Source organism: Streptococcus sp. HF-1907, assembly GCF_015594605.1.
Taxonomy (GTDB): domain Bacteria; phylum Bacillota; class Bacilli; order Lactobacillales; family Streptococcaceae; genus Streptococcus.
Genome location: NZ_JADNQT010000014.1, coordinates 1 through 19,298, shown reverse-complemented (window position 1 = coordinate 19,298; position 19,298 = coordinate 1). Strand labels below are relative to the sequence as shown.

At 43.9% G+C, this 19,298-nt stretch carries 22 protein-coding genes and 2 pseudogenes; 15 read left to right on the top strand and 9 right to left on the bottom strand.

The features are described 5' to 3' along the window. The first annotated feature begins 30 nt into the window (after window positions 1–30). From mutM to IYQ92_RS07845, 10 genes and pseudogenes are all read left to right on the top strand, one after another. Entirely contained in the window at window positions 31–855 is an 825-nt protein-coding gene (gene mutM / locus IYQ92_RS07890; protein ID WP_195676147.1) for a DNA-formamidopyrimidine glycosylase, read from the top strand. Beyond that, the gene (gene coaE, locus IYQ92_RS07885) at window positions 848–1,438 is read left to right on the top strand and encodes a dephospho-CoA kinase (RefSeq protein WP_195676146.1); all 591 of its coding nucleotides are present in this window, start codon (window positions 848–850) and stop codon (window positions 1,436–1,438) included. Before mutM ends, coaE begins: the two co-directional genes overlap by 8 nt. Before the next feature lie 523 nt (window positions 1,439–1,961). Beyond that, on the top strand, window positions 1,962–3,173 hold the full coding sequence (locus IYQ92_RS07880; RefSeq protein ID WP_195676183.1) for a multidrug efflux MFS transporter: 1,212 nt from the start codon (window positions 1,962–1,964) through the stop codon (window positions 3,171–3,173). Then, the gene (rpmG, locus tag IYQ92_RS07875; protein ID WP_195676145.1) at window positions 3,170–3,316 is read left to right on the top strand and encodes a 50S ribosomal protein L33; all 147 of its coding nucleotides are present in this window, start codon (window positions 3,170–3,172) and stop codon (window positions 3,314–3,316) included. Before IYQ92_RS07880 ends, rpmG begins: the two co-directional genes overlap by 4 nt. Before the next feature lie 46 nt (window positions 3,317–3,362). After that, window positions 3,363–3,599 (top strand): preprotein translocase subunit SecG, encoded by a 237-nt coding sequence (gene secG, locus IYQ92_RS07870; RefSeq protein WP_195676144.1) that lies wholly within the window; start codon window positions 3,363–3,365, stop codon window positions 3,597–3,599. Between the two features lie 116 nt (window positions 3,600–3,715). Next, window positions 3,716–5,882: pseudogene (gene rnr, locus IYQ92_RS07865) on the top strand (ribonuclease R); the annotation flags it as partial. 226 nt (window positions 5,883–6,108) lie between these two features. Continuing rightward, window positions 6,109–6,576, top strand: coding sequence for an SsrA-binding protein SmpB (gene smpB / locus IYQ92_RS07860; RefSeq protein WP_195676142.1), 468 nt, complete (start codon window positions 6,109–6,111; stop codon window positions 6,574–6,576). Window positions 6,577–6,766: 190 nt separating this feature from the next. After that, entirely contained in the window at window positions 6,767–7,618 is an 852-nt protein-coding gene (locus tag IYQ92_RS07855; RefSeq protein ID WP_195676141.1) for a hypothetical protein, read from the top strand. Between the two features lie 72 nt (window positions 7,619–7,690). Continuing rightward, window positions 7,691–8,383: a response regulator transcription factor gene (locus IYQ92_RS07850; RefSeq protein ID WP_195676140.1), complete on the top strand. Its 693-nt coding sequence runs from the start codon at window positions 7,691–7,693 to the stop codon at window positions 8,381–8,383. Then, window positions 8,380–9,543, top strand: a complete 1,164-nt coding sequence (locus tag IYQ92_RS07845) for a sensor histidine kinase (protein ID WP_195676139.1) — start codon at window positions 8,380–8,382, stop codon at window positions 9,541–9,543. Before IYQ92_RS07850 ends, IYQ92_RS07845 begins: the two co-directional genes overlap by 4 nt. Window positions 9,544–9,596: 53 nt before the next feature. On the opposite strand, the gene IYQ92_RS07840 is transcribed toward IYQ92_RS07845, so the two are convergent. The 4 genes from IYQ92_RS07840 to IYQ92_RS10540 all read right to left on the bottom strand — a co-directional run bounded on the left by IYQ92_RS07840 (window position 9,597) and on the right by IYQ92_RS10540 (window position 11,784). Next, entirely contained in the window at window positions 9,597–9,989 is a 393-nt protein-coding gene (locus IYQ92_RS07840) for a VOC family protein (RefSeq protein ID WP_195676138.1), read from the bottom strand. A gap of 17 nt (window positions 9,990–10,006) precedes the next feature. Continuing rightward, a complete protein-coding gene (locus IYQ92_RS07835; protein WP_195676137.1) occupies window positions 10,007–10,681 on the bottom strand; it encodes an NAD(P)H-dependent oxidoreductase in 675 nt (224 codons plus the stop codon). A gap of 64 nt (window positions 10,682–10,745) precedes the next feature. Then, window positions 10,746–11,387 carry a hypothetical protein gene (locus IYQ92_RS07830; protein WP_267490052.1) on the bottom strand — a complete coding sequence of 214 codons (642 nt, stop codon included), beginning with the start codon at window positions 11,385–11,387 and terminating at the stop codon, window positions 10,746–10,748. Between the two features lie 64 nt (window positions 11,388–11,451). Then, complete coding sequence (locus tag IYQ92_RS10540) at window positions 11,452–11,784, bottom strand: hypothetical protein (RefSeq protein ID WP_267490051.1); 333 nt, start codon at window positions 11,782–11,784, stop codon at window positions 11,452–11,454. 142 nt (window positions 11,785–11,926) lie between these two features. Between IYQ92_RS10540 and IYQ92_RS07825 the strand changes: the two are divergent. From IYQ92_RS07825 to IYQ92_RS07805, 5 genes and pseudogenes are all read left to right on the top strand, one after another. After that, window positions 11,927–12,543, top strand: a pseudogene (locus IYQ92_RS07825) (sugar O-acetyltransferase). After that, a complete protein-coding gene (locus IYQ92_RS07820; RefSeq protein ID WP_195676136.1) occupies window positions 12,543–13,271 on the top strand; it encodes a pseudouridine synthase in 729 nt (242 codons plus the stop codon). Before IYQ92_RS07825 ends, IYQ92_RS07820 begins: the two are co-directional and overlap by 1 nt. A 71-nt stretch (window positions 13,272–13,342) precedes the next feature. Beyond that, the gene (locus tag IYQ92_RS07815) at window positions 13,343–13,471 is read left to right on the top strand and encodes a DUF4044 domain-containing protein (protein WP_195676135.1); all 129 of its coding nucleotides are present in this window, start codon (window positions 13,343–13,345) and stop codon (window positions 13,469–13,471) included. Between the two features lie 57 nt (window positions 13,472–13,528). Then, complete coding sequence (gene obgE, locus IYQ92_RS07810) at window positions 13,529–14,842, top strand: GTPase ObgE (protein ID WP_195676134.1); 1,314 nt, start codon at window positions 13,529–13,531, stop codon at window positions 14,840–14,842. Between the two features lie 51 nt (window positions 14,843–14,893). Next, window positions 14,894–15,058, top strand: a complete 165-nt coding sequence (locus IYQ92_RS07805) for a hypothetical protein (protein ID WP_195676133.1) — start codon at window positions 14,894–14,896, stop codon at window positions 15,056–15,058. A 24-nt stretch (window positions 15,059–15,082) separates the two neighbouring features. Here IYQ92_RS07805 and IYQ92_RS07800 read toward each other — a convergent pair whose 3' ends face one another. The 5 genes from IYQ92_RS07800 to IYQ92_RS07780 all read right to left on the bottom strand — a co-directional run. Then, window positions 15,083–16,603 (bottom strand): ATP-binding cassette domain-containing protein, encoded by a 1,521-nt coding sequence (locus IYQ92_RS07800; RefSeq protein WP_195676132.1) that lies wholly within the window; start codon window positions 16,601–16,603, stop codon window positions 15,083–15,085. Between the two features lie 276 nt (window positions 16,604–16,879). Then, window positions 16,880–17,308 (bottom strand): hypothetical protein, encoded by a 429-nt coding sequence (locus tag IYQ92_RS07795; protein WP_195676131.1) that lies wholly within the window; start codon window positions 17,306–17,308, stop codon window positions 16,880–16,882. A 425-nt stretch (window positions 17,309–17,733) separates the two neighbouring features. Beyond that, entirely contained in the window at window positions 17,734–17,892 is a 159-nt protein-coding gene (locus tag IYQ92_RS07790; protein ID WP_195676130.1) for a hypothetical protein, read from the bottom strand. Window positions 17,893–17,926: 34 nt separating this feature from the next. Next, window positions 17,927–18,679 carry a DUF6261 family protein gene (locus tag IYQ92_RS07785; protein WP_195676129.1) on the bottom strand — a complete coding sequence of 251 codons (753 nt, stop codon included), beginning with the start codon at window positions 18,677–18,679 and terminating at the stop codon, window positions 17,927–17,929. A gap of 523 nt (window positions 18,680–19,202) precedes the next feature. After that, window positions 19,203–19,298, bottom strand: a 96-nt coding sequence (locus IYQ92_RS07780) for an IS3 family transposase (RefSeq protein WP_133162783.1), incomplete at its 5' end; no start/stop codon positions are given.

The following is a 19,298-nucleotide window of genomic DNA, read 5'->3' as shown; positions in this document are numbered from 1 at the left end:
GCTTTTTGTGACAATGAAGAAAGGAAATTTATGCCAGAATTACCTGAAGTTGAAACGGTGCGCCGTGGTTTGGAGTGTTTGATTGTCGGGCGAAAAATTGTTGGCTTTGAGACGCGCGTGCCTAAGATGATTCATTATCCGCTGGAAGAGTTTGAACTGGCGGTGGTCGGAGCGACTTTTGAGTCTATTGGTCGTCGTGGGAAGTATCTTTTGCTCAATCTTGGGAAACGAACCATTATTTCACACCTGCGAATGGAAGGGAGATACCTGCTTTTTAAAGACCAGGTGCCTGACAACAAGCATTTTCATGTTTTCTTTCATCTTGATGATGGCTCGACGCTTGTTTATCAGGATGTGCGCAAGTTTGGGACTTTTGAATTGGTTTATTCAGCGCAGCTGGAGGATTATTTTGCCAAGAAGAAGCTTGGTCCTGAGCCAACGAAGGCTGACTTTGCGCTAGCGCCATTTGAGGATAAATTGAGCCAGTCTAAGAAGCCTATCAAGACACTTTTGCTAGAACAGAGCTTAGTTGTGGGTTTGGGAAATATCTATGTGGACGAAGCTCTCTGGGCTAGTCGCATTCATCCAAGTCGCTCTGCTATGTCCCTAAGCGAGAAAGAAGCCAAACGTCTGCGCGAGGAGATTATTCGTATCTTGCAGATGGGCATTGAGAAGGGTGGCTCGACCATTCGGACTTATCGCAATGCTTTGGGTGAGGACGGAACCATGCAGAACTTTTTGCAGGTTTATGGCAGGACTGGCGAGCCTTGCGCACGCTGTGGAACGCCGATTGAAAAATTTAAGTTGGGAGGTCGAGGGACGCACGTCTGCCCTCATTGTCAGGTAAATGGTTAAGATTATTGGACTTACGGGCGGTATCGCTTCGGGTAAATCAACGGTGGTGGCTGAGTTGCGTCGCCTGGGTTATCAGGTGATTGACGCCGACCAAGTGGTGCATGAGCTTCAAGCCAAGGGTGGCAAGCTCTATGAGGCTCTAGTTGGCTGGCTGGGCACTGAGATTTTGGATGCGGATAGTAATCTTGACCGTTCCCTTTTGTCGCAGCTGATTTTTTCAAGTCCCGAAAATCTCAAAAAATCCTCTCAGCTTCAAGACCAGATTATTCGTCAAGAGTTGGCTGAGCGTAGGGATAAAATGGCAGAGCAGCTACCAGTCTTTTTCATGGATATTCCGCTCTTGATTGAAGCAGATTATGTGGACTGGTTCGACCAAATTTGGTTGGTGACCGTTGACCCAGAAGTACAAAAAGAACGTCTCATGAAACGCAACGGCTACTCAGCAGAAGAAGCCGACAAGCGCTTAGCCAGCCAGATGCCCCTATCTGAAAAAAAGGCTATGGCAGATGTGATTATTGATAACAACGGCAGTCTGGGTCAGACCATGCTTCAGGTACATGAGGTCTTGATAAATTTGAATTAACTAGAAGAAGATAAAACGGATGAGTGTGGCTTGTCCGTTTTCTTTTTGGTGATGTTAGCCAACTTCACTCTGACGTACATGAAATTTTAGTGATGTTTTTCAACATCGTCCTGAAATACGTGAATTTTTGATGATGTTGTGTAACATTGCTCAGAATCACATGAATTTTTTGTCATGTTGAAAAACATCACTAAAAATTCCTACACAACGGGGTGAAACAAGTCGACATCAACCAAAAAACAGCGAATACCGAGGTAAAACATTTTAGCATGCGTTTGAAGTTTATAAATAAAGAAGTGAAACAGCTTAGCAATACTCAGTTGGTAGCAGTAGTTAGGCTGATGCAGGTGATATGAAAATTTTTGGAGTGATTTTATTAATATTTCAAAAATAAATTTTCTATCGTCTTTATAGTCCTAGCCTTTCCTTATAATTCTTCCACAATCTAACTAAATCCCCTTAGCTTCCTATCTATTTATGTTATAATAATCAAAGACATTTCAGAGAAAGAAGATGATGATTTATCGCGGCGGTTGAATCGGTTAATTGGCGGCAGAATTTAAAAGTAGCTTGGTTGGGGAATTTCTTTACGGGGGCTAGTTTTTCCTTGGTGATGCCCTTTATGGCGCTTTATGTTGAGGAGTTAGGGGCGCCCAAGAATCGTGTTGAGTTCTATGCGGGACTTGCGGTGTCCTTGTCAGCTCTAGCCTCAGCTTTGGTCGCCCCCATCTGGGGAAAATTGGCTGACCGTTATGGTCGTAAGCCCATGATGGTTCGAGCTAGCTTGGTCATGACTTTTACTATGGGAGGCTTGGCCTTCATTCCAAATGTCGCTTGGCTTTTAATCTTACGGGTTTTGAATGGTATTTTCGCGGGTTATGTGCCCAATTCTACAGCCTTGATTGCCAGTCAAGCTCCACAGAAACAATCGGGATATGCTTTAGGAACTTTAGCAACAGGTGTTACAGGTGGAACCTTACTGGGTCCTCTTATCGGAGGAGCTTTGGCTCAATGGCTAGGCATGCGAAATGTATTCCTCTTGGTTGGAACGATTTTGTTGATTTCGACCTTGATGACCATTTTCTTTATTAAAGAAGATTTTGAACCTGTTCATCGGTCAGAAGCTATGTCCACCAAGGAAGTTTTCAGCAAGGTTCAAGGCATTCAAATCATGATTGGGCTCTTTGTGACCAGCATGATTATCCAAATTTCTGCCCAGTCAGTTTCTCCCATTCTATCGCTCTATATTCGACATTTGGGACAGACGGAGAACCTCATGTTTGTTGCTGGTATCATTGTTTCAGCCATGGGTTTTTCAAGCATGTTGAGTAGCTCAACCTTGGGGAAGATTGGTGACCGCATCGGCAATCACCGTCTCTTATTGCTGGCGCTCTTTTACAGTTTTACCATGTATTTTCTGTGTGCGCTAGCCAAGACTCCCCTTCAGCTGGGGATTCTACGCTTCCTCTATGGCTTTGGGACAGGTGCCTTGATGCCTAGCATCAATTCGCTCCTATCAAAAATCACGCCACGCGAAGGCATCTCAAGGATTTTCAGCTATAATCAGATGTTTAGCTACATGGGGCAAGTCGTAGGTCCTTTTGTGGGCTCCGCTGTCGCTACGCAAATGGGCTACCGCTCAGTATTTTACGTGACTAGTGCCATTGTCCTCTTCAATTTCTGCTGGTGCTTTATCAATTTTAGAAAATATATCAAAGTTAAGGAAATCGTGTGAGAGTAAAAATCAATTTAAAATGCAGTGAGTGTGGCAGTAAGAATTATCTTACCAGTAAGAATAAAGCCAATCATCCTGAAAAAATTTCGGTGCTTAAGTATTGCCCCAAGGAGAGAAAAGTAACCCTACATGTTGAATCCTAGTGGTAATTATGTTAGAATGAACATTGACCAAACTGGAGGAATTAACATGTACAACCTATTACTCACAATCCTACTTGTATTATCAGTATTACTTGTGATTGCCATTTTCATGCAACCGCAAAAAAATCCAAGTAGTAATGTTTTTGATAATAGCGGTTCAGAAGCACTTTTTGAACGTTCAAAAGCGCGTGGTTTCGAAGCATTCATGCAACGATTCACTGCTGTTTTAGTCTTCTTCTGGTTGTTAATTGCCCTTGGCTTAGCAATTTTATCAAGTCGCTAAAAGACTATCAAAAGAGCAGGACTAGATAAGTGAGGGTGGGAGAATCCCAACCTCCTTTTTTATTGTGAGGACAAGATTATTCGGGGTGGTGAGCCCCAAGAGAGAAAAAGGATATCATGAAAGAAGACATTTTAACTTATTTAGAAGAGCATGGAAAGGTTAATATTAATGAATTGGCTGCCGGTCTTAACATGGCTGGCGCGAAGGCCTTTCCAAAGCTGATTAAAGCTGTGTCACAGCTAGAAAGTCATCGTCAACTGCGTTTTGACAATGCGGGGAACTTATCCCTTCGTAAAAAAGAAGAAAAGAAAGACCAAATTACCGTTACAGGTATTTTCCGCGCTAACAAGGCAGGCTTTGGTTTCCTCAGCGTTGATGAAGCCGAAGAAGATATGTTTATCGGTCGCAATGATGTAGGTCATGCTGTTGATGGCGACACCGTTGAAGTTGTCATCAAGAAACCAGCTGACCGCCTCAAAGGTACAGCAGCCGAAGCACGTGTTGTTAAGGTCGTTGAACGTAGCTTAAAAACAGTTGTTGGCAAGTTCATCCTAGACGATGAACGTCCAAAATATGCCGGCTACATCAAGTCAAAGAATCAAAAAATCCAACAAAAGATTTACATTCGTAAAGAGCCTGTTGTCCTAGATGGTACTGAAATCATCAAGGTTGCTATTGAAAAATACCCAACCAAGGGTCATGATTATTTCGTGGGTGCGGTTCGCGATATTGTTGGGCACCAAGGTGATGTGGGGATTGATGTTCTTGAAGTCCTTGAAAGCATGGACATTGTTTCAGAATTTCCAGAAGATGTTTTGGCAGAAGCAAATGCTGTGCCAGATGCGCCGTCTGAAAAAGACCTGATTGGTCGCATGGACCTCCGAAATGAAATCACCTTTACCATTGACGGCGCGGATGCCAAAGACTTGGATGATGCCGTGCATATCAAATTACTGGACAATGGTAACTTTGAACTTGGTGTTCATATTGCTGATGTGTCCCATTATGTGACAGAAGGCTCTGCCCTTAACCGAGAAGCCCTCAGTCGCGGAACATCCGTCTATGTGACAGACCGTGTGGTCCCAATGTTGCCAGAACGTTTGTCAAATGGTATCTGTTCGCTAAATCCAAACGTGGACCGTCTAACCCAGTCATGTATCATGGAAATTGACCGTAATGGTCATGTTGTTAACCACCAAATCGGACAATCGGTTATTAAGACAACTTTCCGCATGACTTATTCAGCGGTCAACGACATTATCGCGGGTGACCAGGAAACGATTGAGCAGTACCAAGCCATTGTGCCGTCTGTTCACAATATGGTAGCTCTTCATAAGATTTTGGAAGACATGCGTGTGCGTCGCGGTGCCCTTAACTTTGACACAATGGAAGCTAAGATTTTGGTCAATGACAAAGGGATGCCTGTCGATATCGTTGTTCGTGAGCGTGGTATTGCGGAGCGTATGATTGAGTCATTTATGCTTGCAGCTAATGAAACGGTTGCTGAACATTTTGCGCGTCTCAAATTGCCATTCATCTACCGTATTCACGAAGAGCCCAAGGCTGAAAAATTGCAGAAGTTCATCGACTATGCGTCAATCTTTGGTGTGCAAGTACAAGGAACTGCCAATAAAATCAGTCAGTCTGCTTTGCAAGACTTCATGAAGAAGGTCGAAGGACAATCGGGTAGCGAAGTTCTGTCAATGATGCTTCTTCGTTCTATGCAACAGGCTCGTTACTCTGAACACAACCATGGTCACTACGGACTTGCGGCTGAGTACTACACACACTTTACCAGTCCAATTCGTCGTTACCCTGACTTGCTGGTTCACCGCATGATTCGGGAGTATGGCAAGAATCGCGCTGAAAATGCAGAGCATTTTGCAAGTATTATTCCTGAAATTGCTGGTCAGACGTCAACGCTTGAACGCCGTGCCATTGATGCCGAGCGCGTGGTTGAAGCCATGAAGAAAGCTGAATACATGGAAGAACATGTGGGTGAAGAATTTGACGGTGTGGTTGCCAGCGTGGTCAAATTTGGACTCTTCGTTGAGTTGCCAAATACCATTGAAGGTCTCATTCATGTGACAACACTGCCTGAATTCTACAATTACAACGAACGTACGCTTACCCTTCAAGGTGAAAAATCTGGTAAGGTCTTCCGCGTTGGTCAACAAATCAAGATTAAATTAACGCGAGCTGATAAGGAAACTGGTGATATTGACTTTGAATATATCCCGTCAGACTATGATGTAGTTGAAAAGGTTGCTAAGTCTGATCGTCGTGAGTGTGGTGGTCGTGACAAGAAAGCTGGTCGTAGTGGCTGTGACCGCAAGTCATCTGATAAGCGCAGATCTGGAAAATCAGCTAAGCACTCTGGTGGCGACAGCCGCTCAAATCACGATAGAAATGATAAATCCGATTTTTCTAAAAAGAAAAAAGCAAAGAAACCTTTCTATAAAGGCGTAGCCAAGAAAGGTCAGAAAGGCAAGACTAAGAAAGGGTAAGTATGGCTAAAGGAGAAGGCAATGTCGTGGCGCAAAATAAGAAGGCGCGTCATGATTATACTATTGTTGACACTATTGAGGCGGGGATTGTGCTGACTGGTACTGAAATCAAGAGTGTCCGTGCAGCTAGAATCACCCTCAAAGATGGTTATGCGCAGATAAAAAATGGTGAGGCTTGGCTGGTCAATGTCCATATTTCACCATTTGAACAAGGAAATATCTGGAATCAGGACCCAGACCGCACTCGTAAGCTCCTCTTAAAAAAACGCGAGATTGAGAAGTTATCTGACGAACTTAAAGGGACTGGTATGACGCTGGTTCCTCTCAAGGTTTATCTCAAGGATGGCTTCGCCAAGGTCTTAATCGGCCTTGTGAAAGGGAAACACGATTACGACAAGCGCGAATCAATCAAACGCCGCGAACAAAATCGCGACATTGCTCGTCAAATCAAGAGTTTCAATGCGAGATAAATCATTAGCAGCTGGTAGGAGTCAGCTGTTTTTTTGATGCTTCCAATATTTTAAGAGCTAAGACTAACCTTGACATTTTTGTGACAAGTCTGACGCAGGTTTATGGGGATTTTTGATAATAGCTGGCGCTATAATAAGAGTGTCTTCAGATGAGATAAGTTATTGAAAAATGAAAACGAGGTATATTCTTATGAAAACAAGCAAAAAATCTTTGACACTCCTTTTGACTTCACTTGCAGCTGTGACTGTTTTGGCGACGACAAGTGTCAGTCAGACAGACTGTGTTCTTGCAGAGAGCACTACAAGTCAGGTTACTCAAAAGACAGATGTATCAGCTGACCTAGCATGGATTGACCAGACCAGCTCCCTGACAGCTACTGAAAAAACACAGTTGAAAGCTGCCTACCAAAAGGCTGCCCCTATCTATGATAAAATAGCTGCGCTTTATGATAAAGATGGCAATTTGACAGATGAAAAGCAGGCTGCTCAATACGACAAAGAATTGGATAGTATCTTCAAATCAGTAGAGCATTTAAATGCTAAAATCGATGCTGAAAATGACATCACTGAGAAGAAGAATGTGACCAACCGCATCACTCAAAGCACCGCTTTGACAGCTACTGAGAAGGAAGCTTATTTAGCCTTGAATGAGCAAATTCAGAAACTGGAAAAAGAAGTGGAGGAATTGAGACAAGCTGGCAACCCAGATAGTCAGAAAATCAAAACATTAGAAGAGCAGTTAGCACCACTTTATAGCCAACAGACTGATTTCGACCAAAAAATGGTTGAAGGTTGCATCAATGCTAGCTCTGCTATTTCCCAAGAGGAAAAAGAAAGCTTCATCACGACCTACAAGAAAATTGATGCTATGAAAGCGGAATTGGCTAATCTGTCCCAAGGTAAGGGGGCTCAGCCTAGTGATGAGGAAACCAAGGCTCTGGAAGATAAGATTGACAAGGCGCAAGAAAGCATTCGTCCGCTTGAGGAAAAGGTCTTTGGGACTTACAATGATGTCCAAGGTGTCCCTTACCACGCAGGATAGACTTGCAAAATGAGGTCAGATAAGGTAGAGTAAGGTCAGTAATCTTACGCTACAGTTGTGAAAGGAATGACGATGAAAAAACGTGTATATGCTGCCGATGACGATGCTTCCATTCGTGAAATTTTGGAGACTTTCTTAGTGGATGCTGGCTACGATGTTCAAGTATTCGAAACAGGAGATGCTCTTTTGGAATGCTTCAAATCAACCCCCTGTGACATGGTTTTGCTAGACATTATGATGCCTGGTCGGTCTGGTCTTGAAATCACCAAATTGCTTCGTGCTCAGTCCAAGGTGCCTATTATTCTTTTGACGGCAAAGGACACGGATATGGATTACGTTTTGGGCATCAATTCGGGGAGTGATGACTACATGATGAAGCCTTTTCGGCCGTCTATCTTGGTTAGTCGCATGAAGTCGCTTTTTCGCCGAATTGACATGGATAGCGCGCAAATGGTACCCAATCAAACGATTTTTGGTGACCTTCGTTATTCTGACGATGCTCACGCCATTTTCGTGGGGGACAAGAATCTGATGCTGACGGAGACTGAACTTCAGGTTCTAAAATATTTGATGTTGGAAGCTGGCAAGGCGGTGGCGCGTGAGACTTTGTTGGACAAGGTTTGGGGCATATCGGCTGAGCTAGAAACCCGAGTTACGGATGAGACCGTGCGTCGGATTCGTAAGAAATTATCTACCCAGCAGAGCCGAGTGGCATTGACGACCGTCTGGGGATACGGCTACAAGTTAGAGGAGCACAGCCTATGAAATCTAAATGGCGAACAACTCTGATTTTTAGTGTGACAGCAGCTTTACTTAGCCTCTGTATGCTTTTTACCTTTCGCATAACCATGACGACCTATGTATCATCAAATGCGCAGGAAATCATTAGCGGGACAGAAAAAGTTGTCAGAGGGGCAAAAGCAGCTAGCGATGATAACAATCGTCTCTACGGGGAAATTATTTATCTAGAGGATGATTTTAGCAAGTCCTCTTGGGCAACTGACCATGATTGGGACATTTCGTCAAATTACTTGGAAAATCATGATAAAGAGCTTAATCGGATTGTTAAGTGGACTAAGGCGCATGCCCATCGTGACAAGCTCACTTTTGCTAGTATCGGCGGAAGCCATTATTATTTAAAACTTGAAAAAGTTGATGGTCAGCTACTGATTATTTTTGCGGATGTTAGTCCTGAGTATCGCTTGATTTCCTATATTTCTCTAGTTCTTTGGGTGGTGCTTTTTATCAGTTTGCTTGTGGCTGGAGCGGTTGGTTTGATTTTGGGGCGTTATCAGGAAAGGGATAGTCAGAAGCAGAAGGAATTTTTTGAAAATGCCTCCCATGATTTGAAGACGCCACTTATGGTGATTCAAGGCTATGCAGACGGTGTTGCGTCTGGGCTCATGCCAGCTGACCGTGCCAACCAAGCTATTCTAAAAGAGACAGAAAAAATGACCAAGCTGGTCAATGAAATTCTGCATTTATCACGCTTGGAAAGTGGTGCCTTGAAGTTGCAAAAGACCTCCTTCTCCTTACAGGAATTGCTGGATAATTGCCTTTATCATATTGACTACCCAGCTCAGGAGAAGGGCATAGCTATAGAGCAGGACATTGTGGATACGATGGTAGTAGGGGACCCTCAGCAACTAGAGCGGGCTCTGTCTAATATTTTGGACAATAGCTTGCGCTACGCTCAGTCTAAGATTACTCTGCAGGCCAATCCAAAAGAAATCATCATCGCAAACGATGGTCGCTTATTGACATCTGATGAGGGAAAACATCTCTTTGATCGTTTTTATACTGGTAAAGGTGGATTGTCAGGCATCGGACTTGCTCTGACTCAGGAAATCATTCGTCAGCACGGCTGGAAAATCAAAGCCTATAATCAGGATGAACAGGTTGTCTTTTATATTAAACTGAAATAGGGAAAAAGAGACATAAAAAAGGACTTGAACAAGGCGATTCAAGTCCTTTTATCTTATTTGTCTAAGAATTGTTTCAAACGAATGACTTCAATCTTGTAACCGTCTGGGTCTTGGATGAAGTAGTACATTTTTGGTTTGCCTGGTAGTCCTGAGAGGTCTGTGATAGGGTATCCAGCTTCTTTATGAGCAGCATGGCTTGCCTCTAAGTCATCGACCCCAACGGCAATGTGACCGTAACCATTTCCTAAATCATAGGCTTCATGGTCATAGTTGTAAGTCAATTCAAGCTCAACATCGGGATGGTCTTCGAGGGCTAGATAGACCAAGGTAAATTTGTATTCTGGAAAGTCATTGCGACGAACTTCCTTGAAACCAAGAGCTTTTTCGTAGAATTTAAGAGATGCGTCTAAATCTTTGACGCGGATACAAGTATGTAAAAATGGCATTTTTTCTCCTTTTTTAATTAGTCAATCCAAGTAATCACTTGCTCACGTGGTTTACGGCTACGTGGGTGTTTTGGGTCGCGGAGGCGATAGCCAAAGGACACCATGCTGGCAACAGCTTCTTTGTCACTGTCGATAAGACCGTGCTTAGCAAAGATACCATTGACAGCGTCGTAGTTGAAACCTTCGATTGGGCATGAGTCGATTTGAATCATGGCTGCCGCGGTCATCATATTGCCCATGGCGATGTAAGTTTGCTTAGCCGTCCAGTCCAGGAGCGCACGCTCTGAATCAAGTTTCATGTCAGATTCTTGGAAAGACTTGTATAATTTAAGACGGCTGACTAGCGCCTCTTCATCACCCAGTCCACGACGAACCAAGCTGTTTTTCATGCTGTCAGAATCATAGCGGGCATTCTTTTCAGCTAGTAATACCACAAAATGACTCGCCGTATCCAACTGATTTTGAGCGCCCCAAGCAACTTCCTTAAGCTCATCTCGAACTTGCTGGATGGCCTTGCGATCCAAAACAAGAAAGCGCCAGCCTTCTAGTCCAACAGACGATGGACTGAGCCAAGCAGTATCTAAAATGTAGTCCATATCCTCGCGCGGAATGGTTTGTTCGTTGTAAACGCGGACCGCCGTGCGGAAATCTAAGGCCTTACGGACCTGAGTTTTGATAGTATCTTTTGACATAGCAACCTCCTATAGTGTTACTTTTTATAATAACATAATTTTTGGAAAATAGCAGAGCTGGGTTTTAGTTGACCTGACCACGCTGGTAAGAATTGTTGTAAGTTTGAAAGTCGTGGTCGTGGAGCGCTTGCGCTGCCTCGGCAAGCCAGTTGACATTGTGAATCAAACCGCGTCCGACTTCAATTAAATCAGCCTGATTGGTTTGAAGAAGGTGTTCAGCAAGTTCGGGTGAGGTGATGAGACCGACAGCAGTCACAGGAATGGTCACTGCTTCCTTCATCTTAGCAGTAAAGGGGGCTTGATAACCGCCATAGATTGGAATGTTTGGACGTTTGTCGATGACACCACCCGTTGAAATATCAAGGCAATCAATGCCATCTGCTTCCAGCCAACGACCGATAGTTTGCCAGTCTTCGATGCTATTTTGGATACCCGTTTCATCGTAGGCAGTCATGGACAAACGCACCCAGATAGAGCCGTGGAAAACTTTTTTGACGTCTTGGACAATTTCAGATAGGAAGCGGTAGCGATTTTCCAAAGAACCGCCGTAGGCATCCTGACGCTGATTGGTTAGAGGCTCTAAAAATTCATTGATGAGATAGCCGTGGGCACCGTGCAGTTCAACCATGTCAAAACCAGCCTCCTGAGCACGACGAGCACTCTCAACGAAGGCCTCTTGGAAACGCTTAATATCAGCCAATGTCATTTCACGAGGGACACCATAAGAATCGTCATAAGGCCGTGGGCTAGGAGCAATTCTGTCCTTAGCATCACGCGCCTTGCGACCGCCATGCCCCAGTTAAATGCCCAACCTTACTGCCCAAATCGTGGAGCTGACGAGCTAATTTAGTCAAGCCAGGCAGTTGTTGGTCAGACCAGATACCCAGGTCTTGATTGCTCAAGCGTCCATCGGATTCAACGACCGTCGCTTCTAAGATGATAAGCCCAACCTGACCAATAGCACGTGCGCCATAATGGGCTTCATGAAAGGGCTGTGACCATCCCATCTTCCGCCTTAACACCGTACATACACATGGGGGCATGACCACTCGGTTTTTCAAGTCTAATTTAGCCAACTGAACTGGGCTTAGTAGTTTTGACATTTCCTTTACCTCCATTTGATGACACCTTTATTATAACAAAAATAGCGGTACTGATAGCCAAAAGCGCCAACTTTCCGACTTAGCATGCCCAGTTTTTCTATGATATAATGGATACAAGACTATGGAAAAGTAGGAAAATGCGATGGCTAATGACCGCGAAAAGATGCATACTGGAGACCTCTATCTCCCAACCGATGACACCATTATTGCGGAGCAGACCGCTTGCTTGGAAAAACTCTATGGTTTCAATGCAACGCGTCCGTCAGAAATGGCTAAGCGCCAGCAATTACTCAAAGAAATGTTTGCGATTTTGGTGATAACTGCTATATTGAACCACCCTTACGGTCAAATTGGGGCGGGCACCATGTTCATTTTGGGGATGGTGTTTATGCTAACTTCAATCTGACCTTGGTGGACGATACTCATATCTATATCGGAGACCATACCATGATGGGTCCCAATGTGACGCTGGCTACCGCAGGGCACCCTATTTTACCAGAGCTGAAAGAGAAAGCCTATCAGTACAACATGCCTGTGACCATTGGTCGAAACTGCTGGCTGGGAGCAAATGTAGTTGTTCTGCCTGGAGTGACTATTGGTGATAATGTTGTTGTCGGTGCTGGCAGTGTTGTGACTAAGGATTTGCCTGACAATGTGGTTGCGGTCGGCAATCCTTGCAAGGTCTTGAGACCTGTGTCGGACAAGGATAGAGACTATTATTTTAAAAATCGACGGATAGATTGGAATGAGATAGACTGATGCGTTTAGATAAATTTTTAGTAGATTGTGGCATGGGCTCGCGCACCCAAGTCAAGACACTGCTCAAGAAAAAACGAGTGACGGTTAATGGGCAGATTGAAACATCTCCCAAGACACAAATTAACGAGAATAAAGATGAGATTACCTGTGCTGGTCAAGTTCTAGGCTATGAAAAATTCGTCTATTACATGCTCAATAAGCCTGAGGGTGTGATTTCAGCGACTGAGGATAAGAGTCACCGCACCGTCATAGATTTGCTAGACCAGACTGCTATTGATAAGGAAGTTTTTCCTGTGGGGCGTCTGGATATTGATACGACCGGTTTGCTACTCCTGACTAATAACGGTCAGCTAGCGCACGCCATGTTGTCACCTAAAAAGCACGTCGATAAGCTGTATGAAGCGCAGGTTGCTGGAATCATGACGGCAGATGACATCGAGGCCTTTGCGGCTGGGATTGAACTCAAAGATTTCATCTGCCAGCCCGCTGACTTGGAGATTCTGAAGACAGACCAAGAAGCGAACACCAGCTTGGTTCGCCTCACCATCAAGGAAGGCAAGTTTCATCAGGTCAAGCGTATGGTGGCGGCGCGTGGCAAAGAAGTCACAACCCTCAAACGCCTGAGCGTGGGGCCGTTGGTTTTAGATGAGTCTTTGGCAAAAGGAAGCTGGCGCAGATTAAGAGACAGTGAACTGGCTGCGCTCCAAATATTCGACGTCGAGCTCTAGCTTGTCATTTGCGAAAACAGGTATTTCATGGTAAGATAGTTTTAACTAGAATCAATGACGAGGTGACAAGAGTGGCTTTTGGAGATAACGGTCAACGTAAAAAAACAACATTTGAAAAAATCACATTGTTGGTTGTTTTAATTATGGTAGTGATCACAGTTGGAAGTCTCATTATGAGTGCTGTCAGCGCAATCATGTAAAAGAACGCTAGTAGGCGTTTTTTTATGCTTGAAGATAATAAAGAATAAGGAAAAATTATGAGTATGTTTTTAGATACTGCCAAGATTAGCGTTAAAGCTGGTCGCGGTGGTGATGGTATGGTGGCTTTCCGCCGTGAAAAATATGTGCCAAATGGCGGTCCTTGGGGCGGCGATGGTGGTAAAGGTGGCTCAGTCGTCTTTAAAGTGGACGAAGGGCTTCGCACCCTTATGGACTTCCGCTACAATCGCAATTTTAAGGCAAAAGCTGGTGAAAAAGGCATGACAAAAGGCATGCACGGCCGCGGTGCTGAGAATTTAATTGTGCCAATTCCGCCTGGAACAACCGTTCGTGATGCCGAAACAGGCAAGATCATCACTGACTTGGTTGAAAATGGTCAAGAATTTGTCATTGCTAAAGGTGGTCGCGGTGGACGTGGTAATATTCGCTTTGCGACACCTCGCAATCCTGCACCAGAAATCGCTGAAAATGGTGAACCTGGTGAAGAACGTGAACTCGAACTCGAATTGAAAATCTTGGCTGACGTTGGTTTGGTCGGATTCCCTTCAGTCGGGAAATCAACGCTCTTGAGTGTTGTCTCAGCTGCTAAGCCAAAAATCGGTGCCTACCATTTCACAACAATCGTTCCTAACTTGGGTATGGTTCGTACTAAATCTGGCGACAGCTTTGCCATGGCTGACCTTCCTGGATTGATTGAAGGGGCTAGCCAAGGTGTGGGTCTTGGAACACAATTCCTCCGCCATATCGAGCGTACCCGCGTTATCCTTCATGTCATCGACATGTCAGCCAGCGAAGGGCGTGACCCTTACGAAGATTATGTCTCAATCAACAACGAGCTTGAAACTTACAACCTTCGTCTCATGGAACGTCCGCAAATCATCGTTGCTAACAAGATGGATATGCCAGAAGCGCAAGAAAACTTGAAAGTTTTCAAAAAAAAATTGGCTGCCAACTATGATGAATTTGACGAGTTGCCACAAATCTTCCCAATCTCTAGCTTGGCGCATCAGGGCTTGGAAAATCTGCTAGAAGCGACAGCAGAATTGCTTGACCAAACAGATGAATTCCTTCTCTATGACGAGTCTGATATGGAAGCGGAAGAAGTTTACTACGGTTTCAATGAGGACGAGCGTCCATTTGACATCAGCCGTGATGATGATGCAACTTGGGTGCTTTCGGGTGAAAAACTTGAAAAACTCTTTGTCATGACCAACATGGAGCGCGATGAATCCATCATGAAATTCGCCCGTCAATTGCGTGGTATGGGTGTCGATGAGGCTCTTCGCGAACGCGGTGCTAAAGATGGTGACATCGTTCGTATCGGCAACTTTGAATTTGAATTTGTAGACTAAGATACAAAGACCGTTAAAGGAGCTGTTCAATCTGATAAGTGAGGTATTACTATGGGTGATAAGCCGATATCTTTTCGTGATAAAGATGGTAATTTCGTTTCTGCGGCAGATGTTTGGAATGCTGAGAAACTGGAAGAATTATTTAATCGATTGAATCCCAACCGCAAGTTCCGCTTGGAGCGCGAGCGATTGGAAAAGAAAAATGAAGAAGGATAGGGCGATTAAGCTCTATCCTTTTTTCTATGATTCCGTTGATGAATACTCAACCAGTCTATCTTTAGTCAATTGGTATATCTTTTGAGGGACTTCTTTTAAAAATAGTCTGTCGTGTGAGATGCTGATAATGGCACCGGGATAATCTTGCAAGATTTGTCGTAATTGTGGCTGTGATAGGGGTGAGAAGTGGCGGCTGGGTTCATCGAGGATGAGTAGCTGTGGTTTTTGCAAAATCAATTTGGCTAAATACAGTTTGGCTTTTTGTCCACCAGATAAGGCCAAGCAAGAATGTTGTATTTCTTGGCGCGTGAAGAGGAGACTAGCTAGCAAGGAACGACAGATTTCCTCTTCAACCTGACAAGTCTCCACTAAAAATGCCACAGGCGTCTGCTCTTCAGACAGGTCAAGGTCATAAGACTGTGGCATGTAGGCAAGACGAACTCCCTTATCCTTCAACAGCGCCAGCAATTCCCCTAGAAGGCGGCTTTTACCAATTCCATTTTCGCCAATAATGGCTATCTTGTCCTGCCCTTTCAAGGTTAAAGAAACCCTCTGACCCTGTGGCGCCAGCCAATCTTGTAAGTTTAATATAGTCTTTGAGGCGGGCAGTGGCTGAATATCTGAGAAAAAGACCTGAATAGCCTCGGTATCTACCGGTATCTCGGTCAGTTCCTTCGCCTCCTTAGTATAGCGCTTTTCCTGCGCCAGAACAATTCGCATTTTCTTAGCAATCAAGCGCCCCGCTGTCGCATCGTGGGTATTTCTCACAGTATGCTCCACGCTTTGATGAATGCGGTGCATCTTTGCCTGCCGTTTGGCAAAGACCTCCCTATCTGATTTCGCTTTTTGGAGCTGTCGCTCAAATTGAGCAGAGCGTTCTTGCTGATACACTTCATAGCTGACTGCTTCAAAAGTATGCCTAGTCTCCTGACGCTTTTTCACCATTTCCAAATGCAAGACAGCTGTGGCAGTATGCCTCAAGAAAGTTTCATCGTGAGAAACCAGAATCACAGTCGCTGGGCACTGCTGGATAAATCTCTCCAACCAAGCCATGCTAGCCACATCCAAGTCACTAGTCGGCTCATCCAGAAGAAACAAGTCTGGGTCGTAAGCGAGTAACTTGATGAGCTGTAACTTCAATCGTTCCCCACCCGACAGCTGACTGACTAACAGTTGCCGATTGTCCAGATAGTCAGTATCAAATTGCAGTTGCGCAGCCATTTGATACAAACGCCCAAAATCAAAACGGTCATAGTTAATATCTTGGTCAATAAAATCGGCAATGCTAAGCCCCAAGTCATGTACTGTCAGTTCCTGTGCCAAGTAGCCTACTTCCTTGAAGTGAGAAGTCACCTGACCAGAAGCGGAAAAGTCGTCTGTTAGAATCTCAGGTCGATAGAGCCACTTCAGCAAAGTTGATTTTCCCGTCCCTTCCTCGCCGATGATAGCCAAGCGGTCGCCAGAATTAACGACGAAAGATAAATCTTCAATCAAATGACGGTTGTCCTTGAGATGTGTTAGGGTTAAGTGATTGACTTGTAACATAAAAACCTCCAAAGAAAAAACTCCCTGCCTTATTAAGCAGAGAGTAGAAAGTGAGGCTACCTAAAATAAGTGCAAGAGACCTTAAGTCTTTGCTGTTTTTATCTGAGGAAAAAGGCACACTAAAACAAGCTTAATAAGGGTTATCCATACTAGAAACTTGTCTTACTTGTTCATGGCTCCTTGTCCTCCTGTTTGATTACCTAAATTCTAGCAAAGTTTCAGTTAGAAGTCAAAGAAAAACAAATCCTTTGAGTGTTTGGCTCAAAGGATGTTATCTTATTTCGATGATTTTTTGGGTTTTGATGACTGGTTTGTTTTTTTCTTAGCGACCGCTTGTTTTTTAGGCTGGACTGTTTTTGCAGGTTTTGGTTGGGTGATGACTTGCTTTAGGTAATAGCCGGTATTTCTAAGAATGGCTGGCGTGTAAATCATGAGGCGGTAGGTGAACCAAAATGATAAGAGCAGAACCACAAAGAAGATGACGTAAACCACAGTATTTTTAGTCAAGAAACTTTGGTATAGTAAGACTAGACCAAGGTAAATGAGTGCCAGCGTCAGCAACATGAAAATAAAATAAGCTAGCAGTGCCCACCAGTAGCGGGAGTGGTGCCTTTTCACCTTTTCCCAGTTAATCATGATAAACTCATCAGTAAAAGCGACGAGATAGGTAAAAAATTCTGTAATCGGTCGAAATAAATTTGTCATCAAGTGTTTCATAATGTTATCTTAACATAGACCGTTGACTTGTGCAATAGCAACGTTTTAGGAGATTTATTACAAATTTGTTTTTGATATTTTCTAACGTAGCAAGTTTATCAGCGATTAAAAATCACTGATAAACTATGGTAATCGCTATGGCGACTTACCTAGCTACCTTACTAATTACAGTTTCAAAATAGTATCGATTTTGAAATTTCCATGTTGCTGGGCAGTGCGGATGGAAGAGAAATTATCCAGTGGACAATTTCTTAGAATCCATGAAGTTCCATTGCTAAGGTCTTCTTCGCTTTTTTGGTTCTAGGATCAGGTAGAAAATATCAGGTTATGACTCCCTTTATTCGCCTTATCCATGTAAAAACTCCCCACTTTTGTAAGTAGGGAGTTTTAGACTAGTAATTAAGAACCGAAGTCTATTCTAACCCAGCTAGCTTAAGTTGTTTGCGGTTGGCTTCGTCGGCGACCCATTTGAGGACAGCGGTTTTTTCTTCAAGCGTTCCTTCTCTTTGTAAGAGGCTGAAACTACCATGGTATTTATCAACGATGCGTTGGGCTTCCTCTTTAGTTATCATGTCATCCTCACCTTTCTAGGTTTGTAAAGTTGGGTTATTCCTTGCTCTCCTCTTTCCCCACCACAGCCTTTTTACCTTTTCGCTTTTTAAGGCTTTCCGCATATTCACTACGAATAAGGTTAAGGCTTGCTAGCACCTGTTGGTAAGTCGTCTTATCTGTCAGATAACGGCTGGCATTTTCGATTTGGTTACAAAAGTCGATGAAGCTGGTTTGAAGTAGCTGTCGTTTGTCCTTTGTTTCTGAGAGTTTATGATTGCCCTTTGCTTCGTGACGCTTACTATAGGCTTCTTCAAAGCGTTCTTGACTTTCGGCTAGATTGGTGACGAAGGCTTGCAAGCTCAAGGTTTTGAGCGCTGTTTTATAAGGCTCTTTGCTCAAGTCCGTCAGCAGCGCCGTGATTTGCCCTGACTCTTTGTTGAGGTTAGCGTCTTCGATATTTTTATAATGGCTGAGCAGACTAGCTAGTTGCGTGTAGGCAGCTTGTTTGTCAGCGTTGCGGCTTTTGGCATAGGCTCTGAGCCCTGCTCGAAAGGCGATTAGGTCATCATCACGGTCGGCATCTGCTTGTGAGATTTCCTTGGTGTTTTGGTCTAGATGTTGTACTTCAAGCGATTTTCGGTAGGCTTGAGCATCTTTGCGTAATTGGGCTAGGATGGCAAGTGATAGGTCATCCTCTAAACTATAGCCCTTTTGGTCAAAATCTTTTAAAAAGCGCGAGATTAAGTCTGACACCTCGTGGTTTTGCAGCTTACTGATGGCAAGCGTTGTAAGCGACAATGTTGTCATGTAAGTTCCTCCTCATTTTGGCCTAGCCTGGGGCGTCTCTTTGATAAAAAGCAGTCATTTTCTTTGTTCAATTTTTGGAAAATAGCAACCGAGGCATCGATTATGTTCTCCGCGTTCCGATGAAGCCAGCCGAGGGGTTGATTGTGTCCCTCGCAATCCGATGAAGGCGACCGATGGGTCGATTATGTTCTCCGCGTTCCGATGAGGTCAACCGATGGGTCGATTGTGTTCTCCGCACTCCGATGAGGCTAGCCGAGGGGTTGGTCAGCCTTTACCTAAATCGGGTAGGGTGAGCAGACAAGAAATCCAGCTATGCTATTTTCCTAAAAGATAAAAAGAAGGATGAATGCCTTTCTCAAGAGGCACTCAGGCTAAAGTGTAGTAGAAATTATAAGGCAAAAAACCTTATAAAGGCTATTATAATCGAAAATACTCAATTTAGAAATCGGTTTACAGGAAAAAGTTGAAAATCAATGAAAAAAACGCTGATGATGTACTGACCCCAAAAAGTTAGACATTTAATTTATCCAAAGGATTTAGTTCTGTATTGCACAGGACTGAGTCCTTTTAATTTTACCTTAATTCGTTTGTTGTTGTAATAATCAATATAGTCTACAAT

Excerpts from the sequence above, each read along its gene's own strand:
- IYQ92_RS10540 (WP_267490051.1), bottom strand. The coding sequence starts at position 11,784 with ATGTCAAAACTACTAAGCCCAGTTCAGTTGGCTAAATTAGACTTGAAA.
- IYQ92_RS07785 (WP_195676129.1), bottom strand. The coding sequence starts at position 18,679 with ATGACAACATTGTCGCTTACAACGCTTGCCATCAGTAAGCTGCAAAAC.
- IYQ92_RS07850 (WP_195676140.1), top strand. The coding sequence starts at position 7,691 with ATGAAAAAACGTGTATATGCTGCCGATGACGATGCTTCCATTCGTGAA.
- mutM (WP_195676147.1), top strand. The coding sequence starts at position 31 with ATGCCAGAATTACCTGAAGTTGAAACGGTGCGCCGTGGTTTGGAGTGT.
- IYQ92_RS07845 (WP_195676139.1), top strand. The coding sequence starts at position 8,380 with ATGAAATCTAAATGGCGAACAACTCTGATTTTTAGTGTGACAGCAGCT.
- smpB (WP_195676142.1), top strand. The coding sequence starts at position 6,109 with ATGGCTAAAGGAGAAGGCAATGTCGTGGCGCAAAATAAGAAGGCGCGT.
- IYQ92_RS07800 (WP_195676132.1), bottom strand. The coding sequence starts at position 16,603 with ATGTTACAAGTCAATCACTTAACCCTAACACATCTCAAGGACAACCGT.
- IYQ92_RS07790 (WP_195676130.1), bottom strand. The coding sequence starts at position 17,892 with ATGATAACTAAAGAGGAAGCCCAACGCATCGTTGATAAATACCATGGT.
- IYQ92_RS07835 (WP_195676137.1), bottom strand. The coding sequence starts at position 10,681 with ATGTCAAAAGATACTATCAAAACTCAGGTCCGTAAGGCCTTAGATTTC.
- IYQ92_RS07840 (WP_195676138.1), bottom strand. The coding sequence starts at position 9,989 with ATGCCATTTTTACATACTTGTATCCGCGTCAAAGATTTAGACGCATCT.
- secG (WP_195676144.1), top strand. The coding sequence starts at position 3,363 with ATGTACAACCTATTACTCACAATCCTACTTGTATTATCAGTATTACTT.
- IYQ92_RS07795 (WP_195676131.1), bottom strand. The coding sequence starts at position 17,308 with ATGACAAATTTATTTCGACCGATTACAGAATTTTTTACCTATCTCGTC.
- obgE (WP_195676134.1), top strand. The coding sequence starts at position 13,529 with ATGAGTATGTTTTTAGATACTGCCAAGATTAGCGTTAAAGCTGGTCGC.
- coaE (WP_195676146.1), top strand. The coding sequence starts at position 848 with ATGGTTAAGATTATTGGACTTACGGGCGGTATCGCTTCGGGTAAATCA.
- IYQ92_RS07855 (WP_195676141.1), top strand. The coding sequence starts at position 6,767 with ATGAAAACAAGCAAAAAATCTTTGACACTCCTTTTGACTTCACTTGCA.
- IYQ92_RS07805 (WP_195676133.1), top strand. The coding sequence starts at position 14,894 with ATGGGTGATAAGCCGATATCTTTTCGTGATAAAGATGGTAATTTCGTT.
- IYQ92_RS07820 (WP_195676136.1), top strand. The coding sequence starts at position 12,543 with ATGCGTTTAGATAAATTTTTAGTAGATTGTGGCATGGGCTCGCGCACC.
- IYQ92_RS07830 (WP_267490052.1), bottom strand. The coding sequence starts at position 11,387 with ATGACATTGGCTGATATTAAGCGTTTCCAAGAGGCCTTCGTTGAGAGT.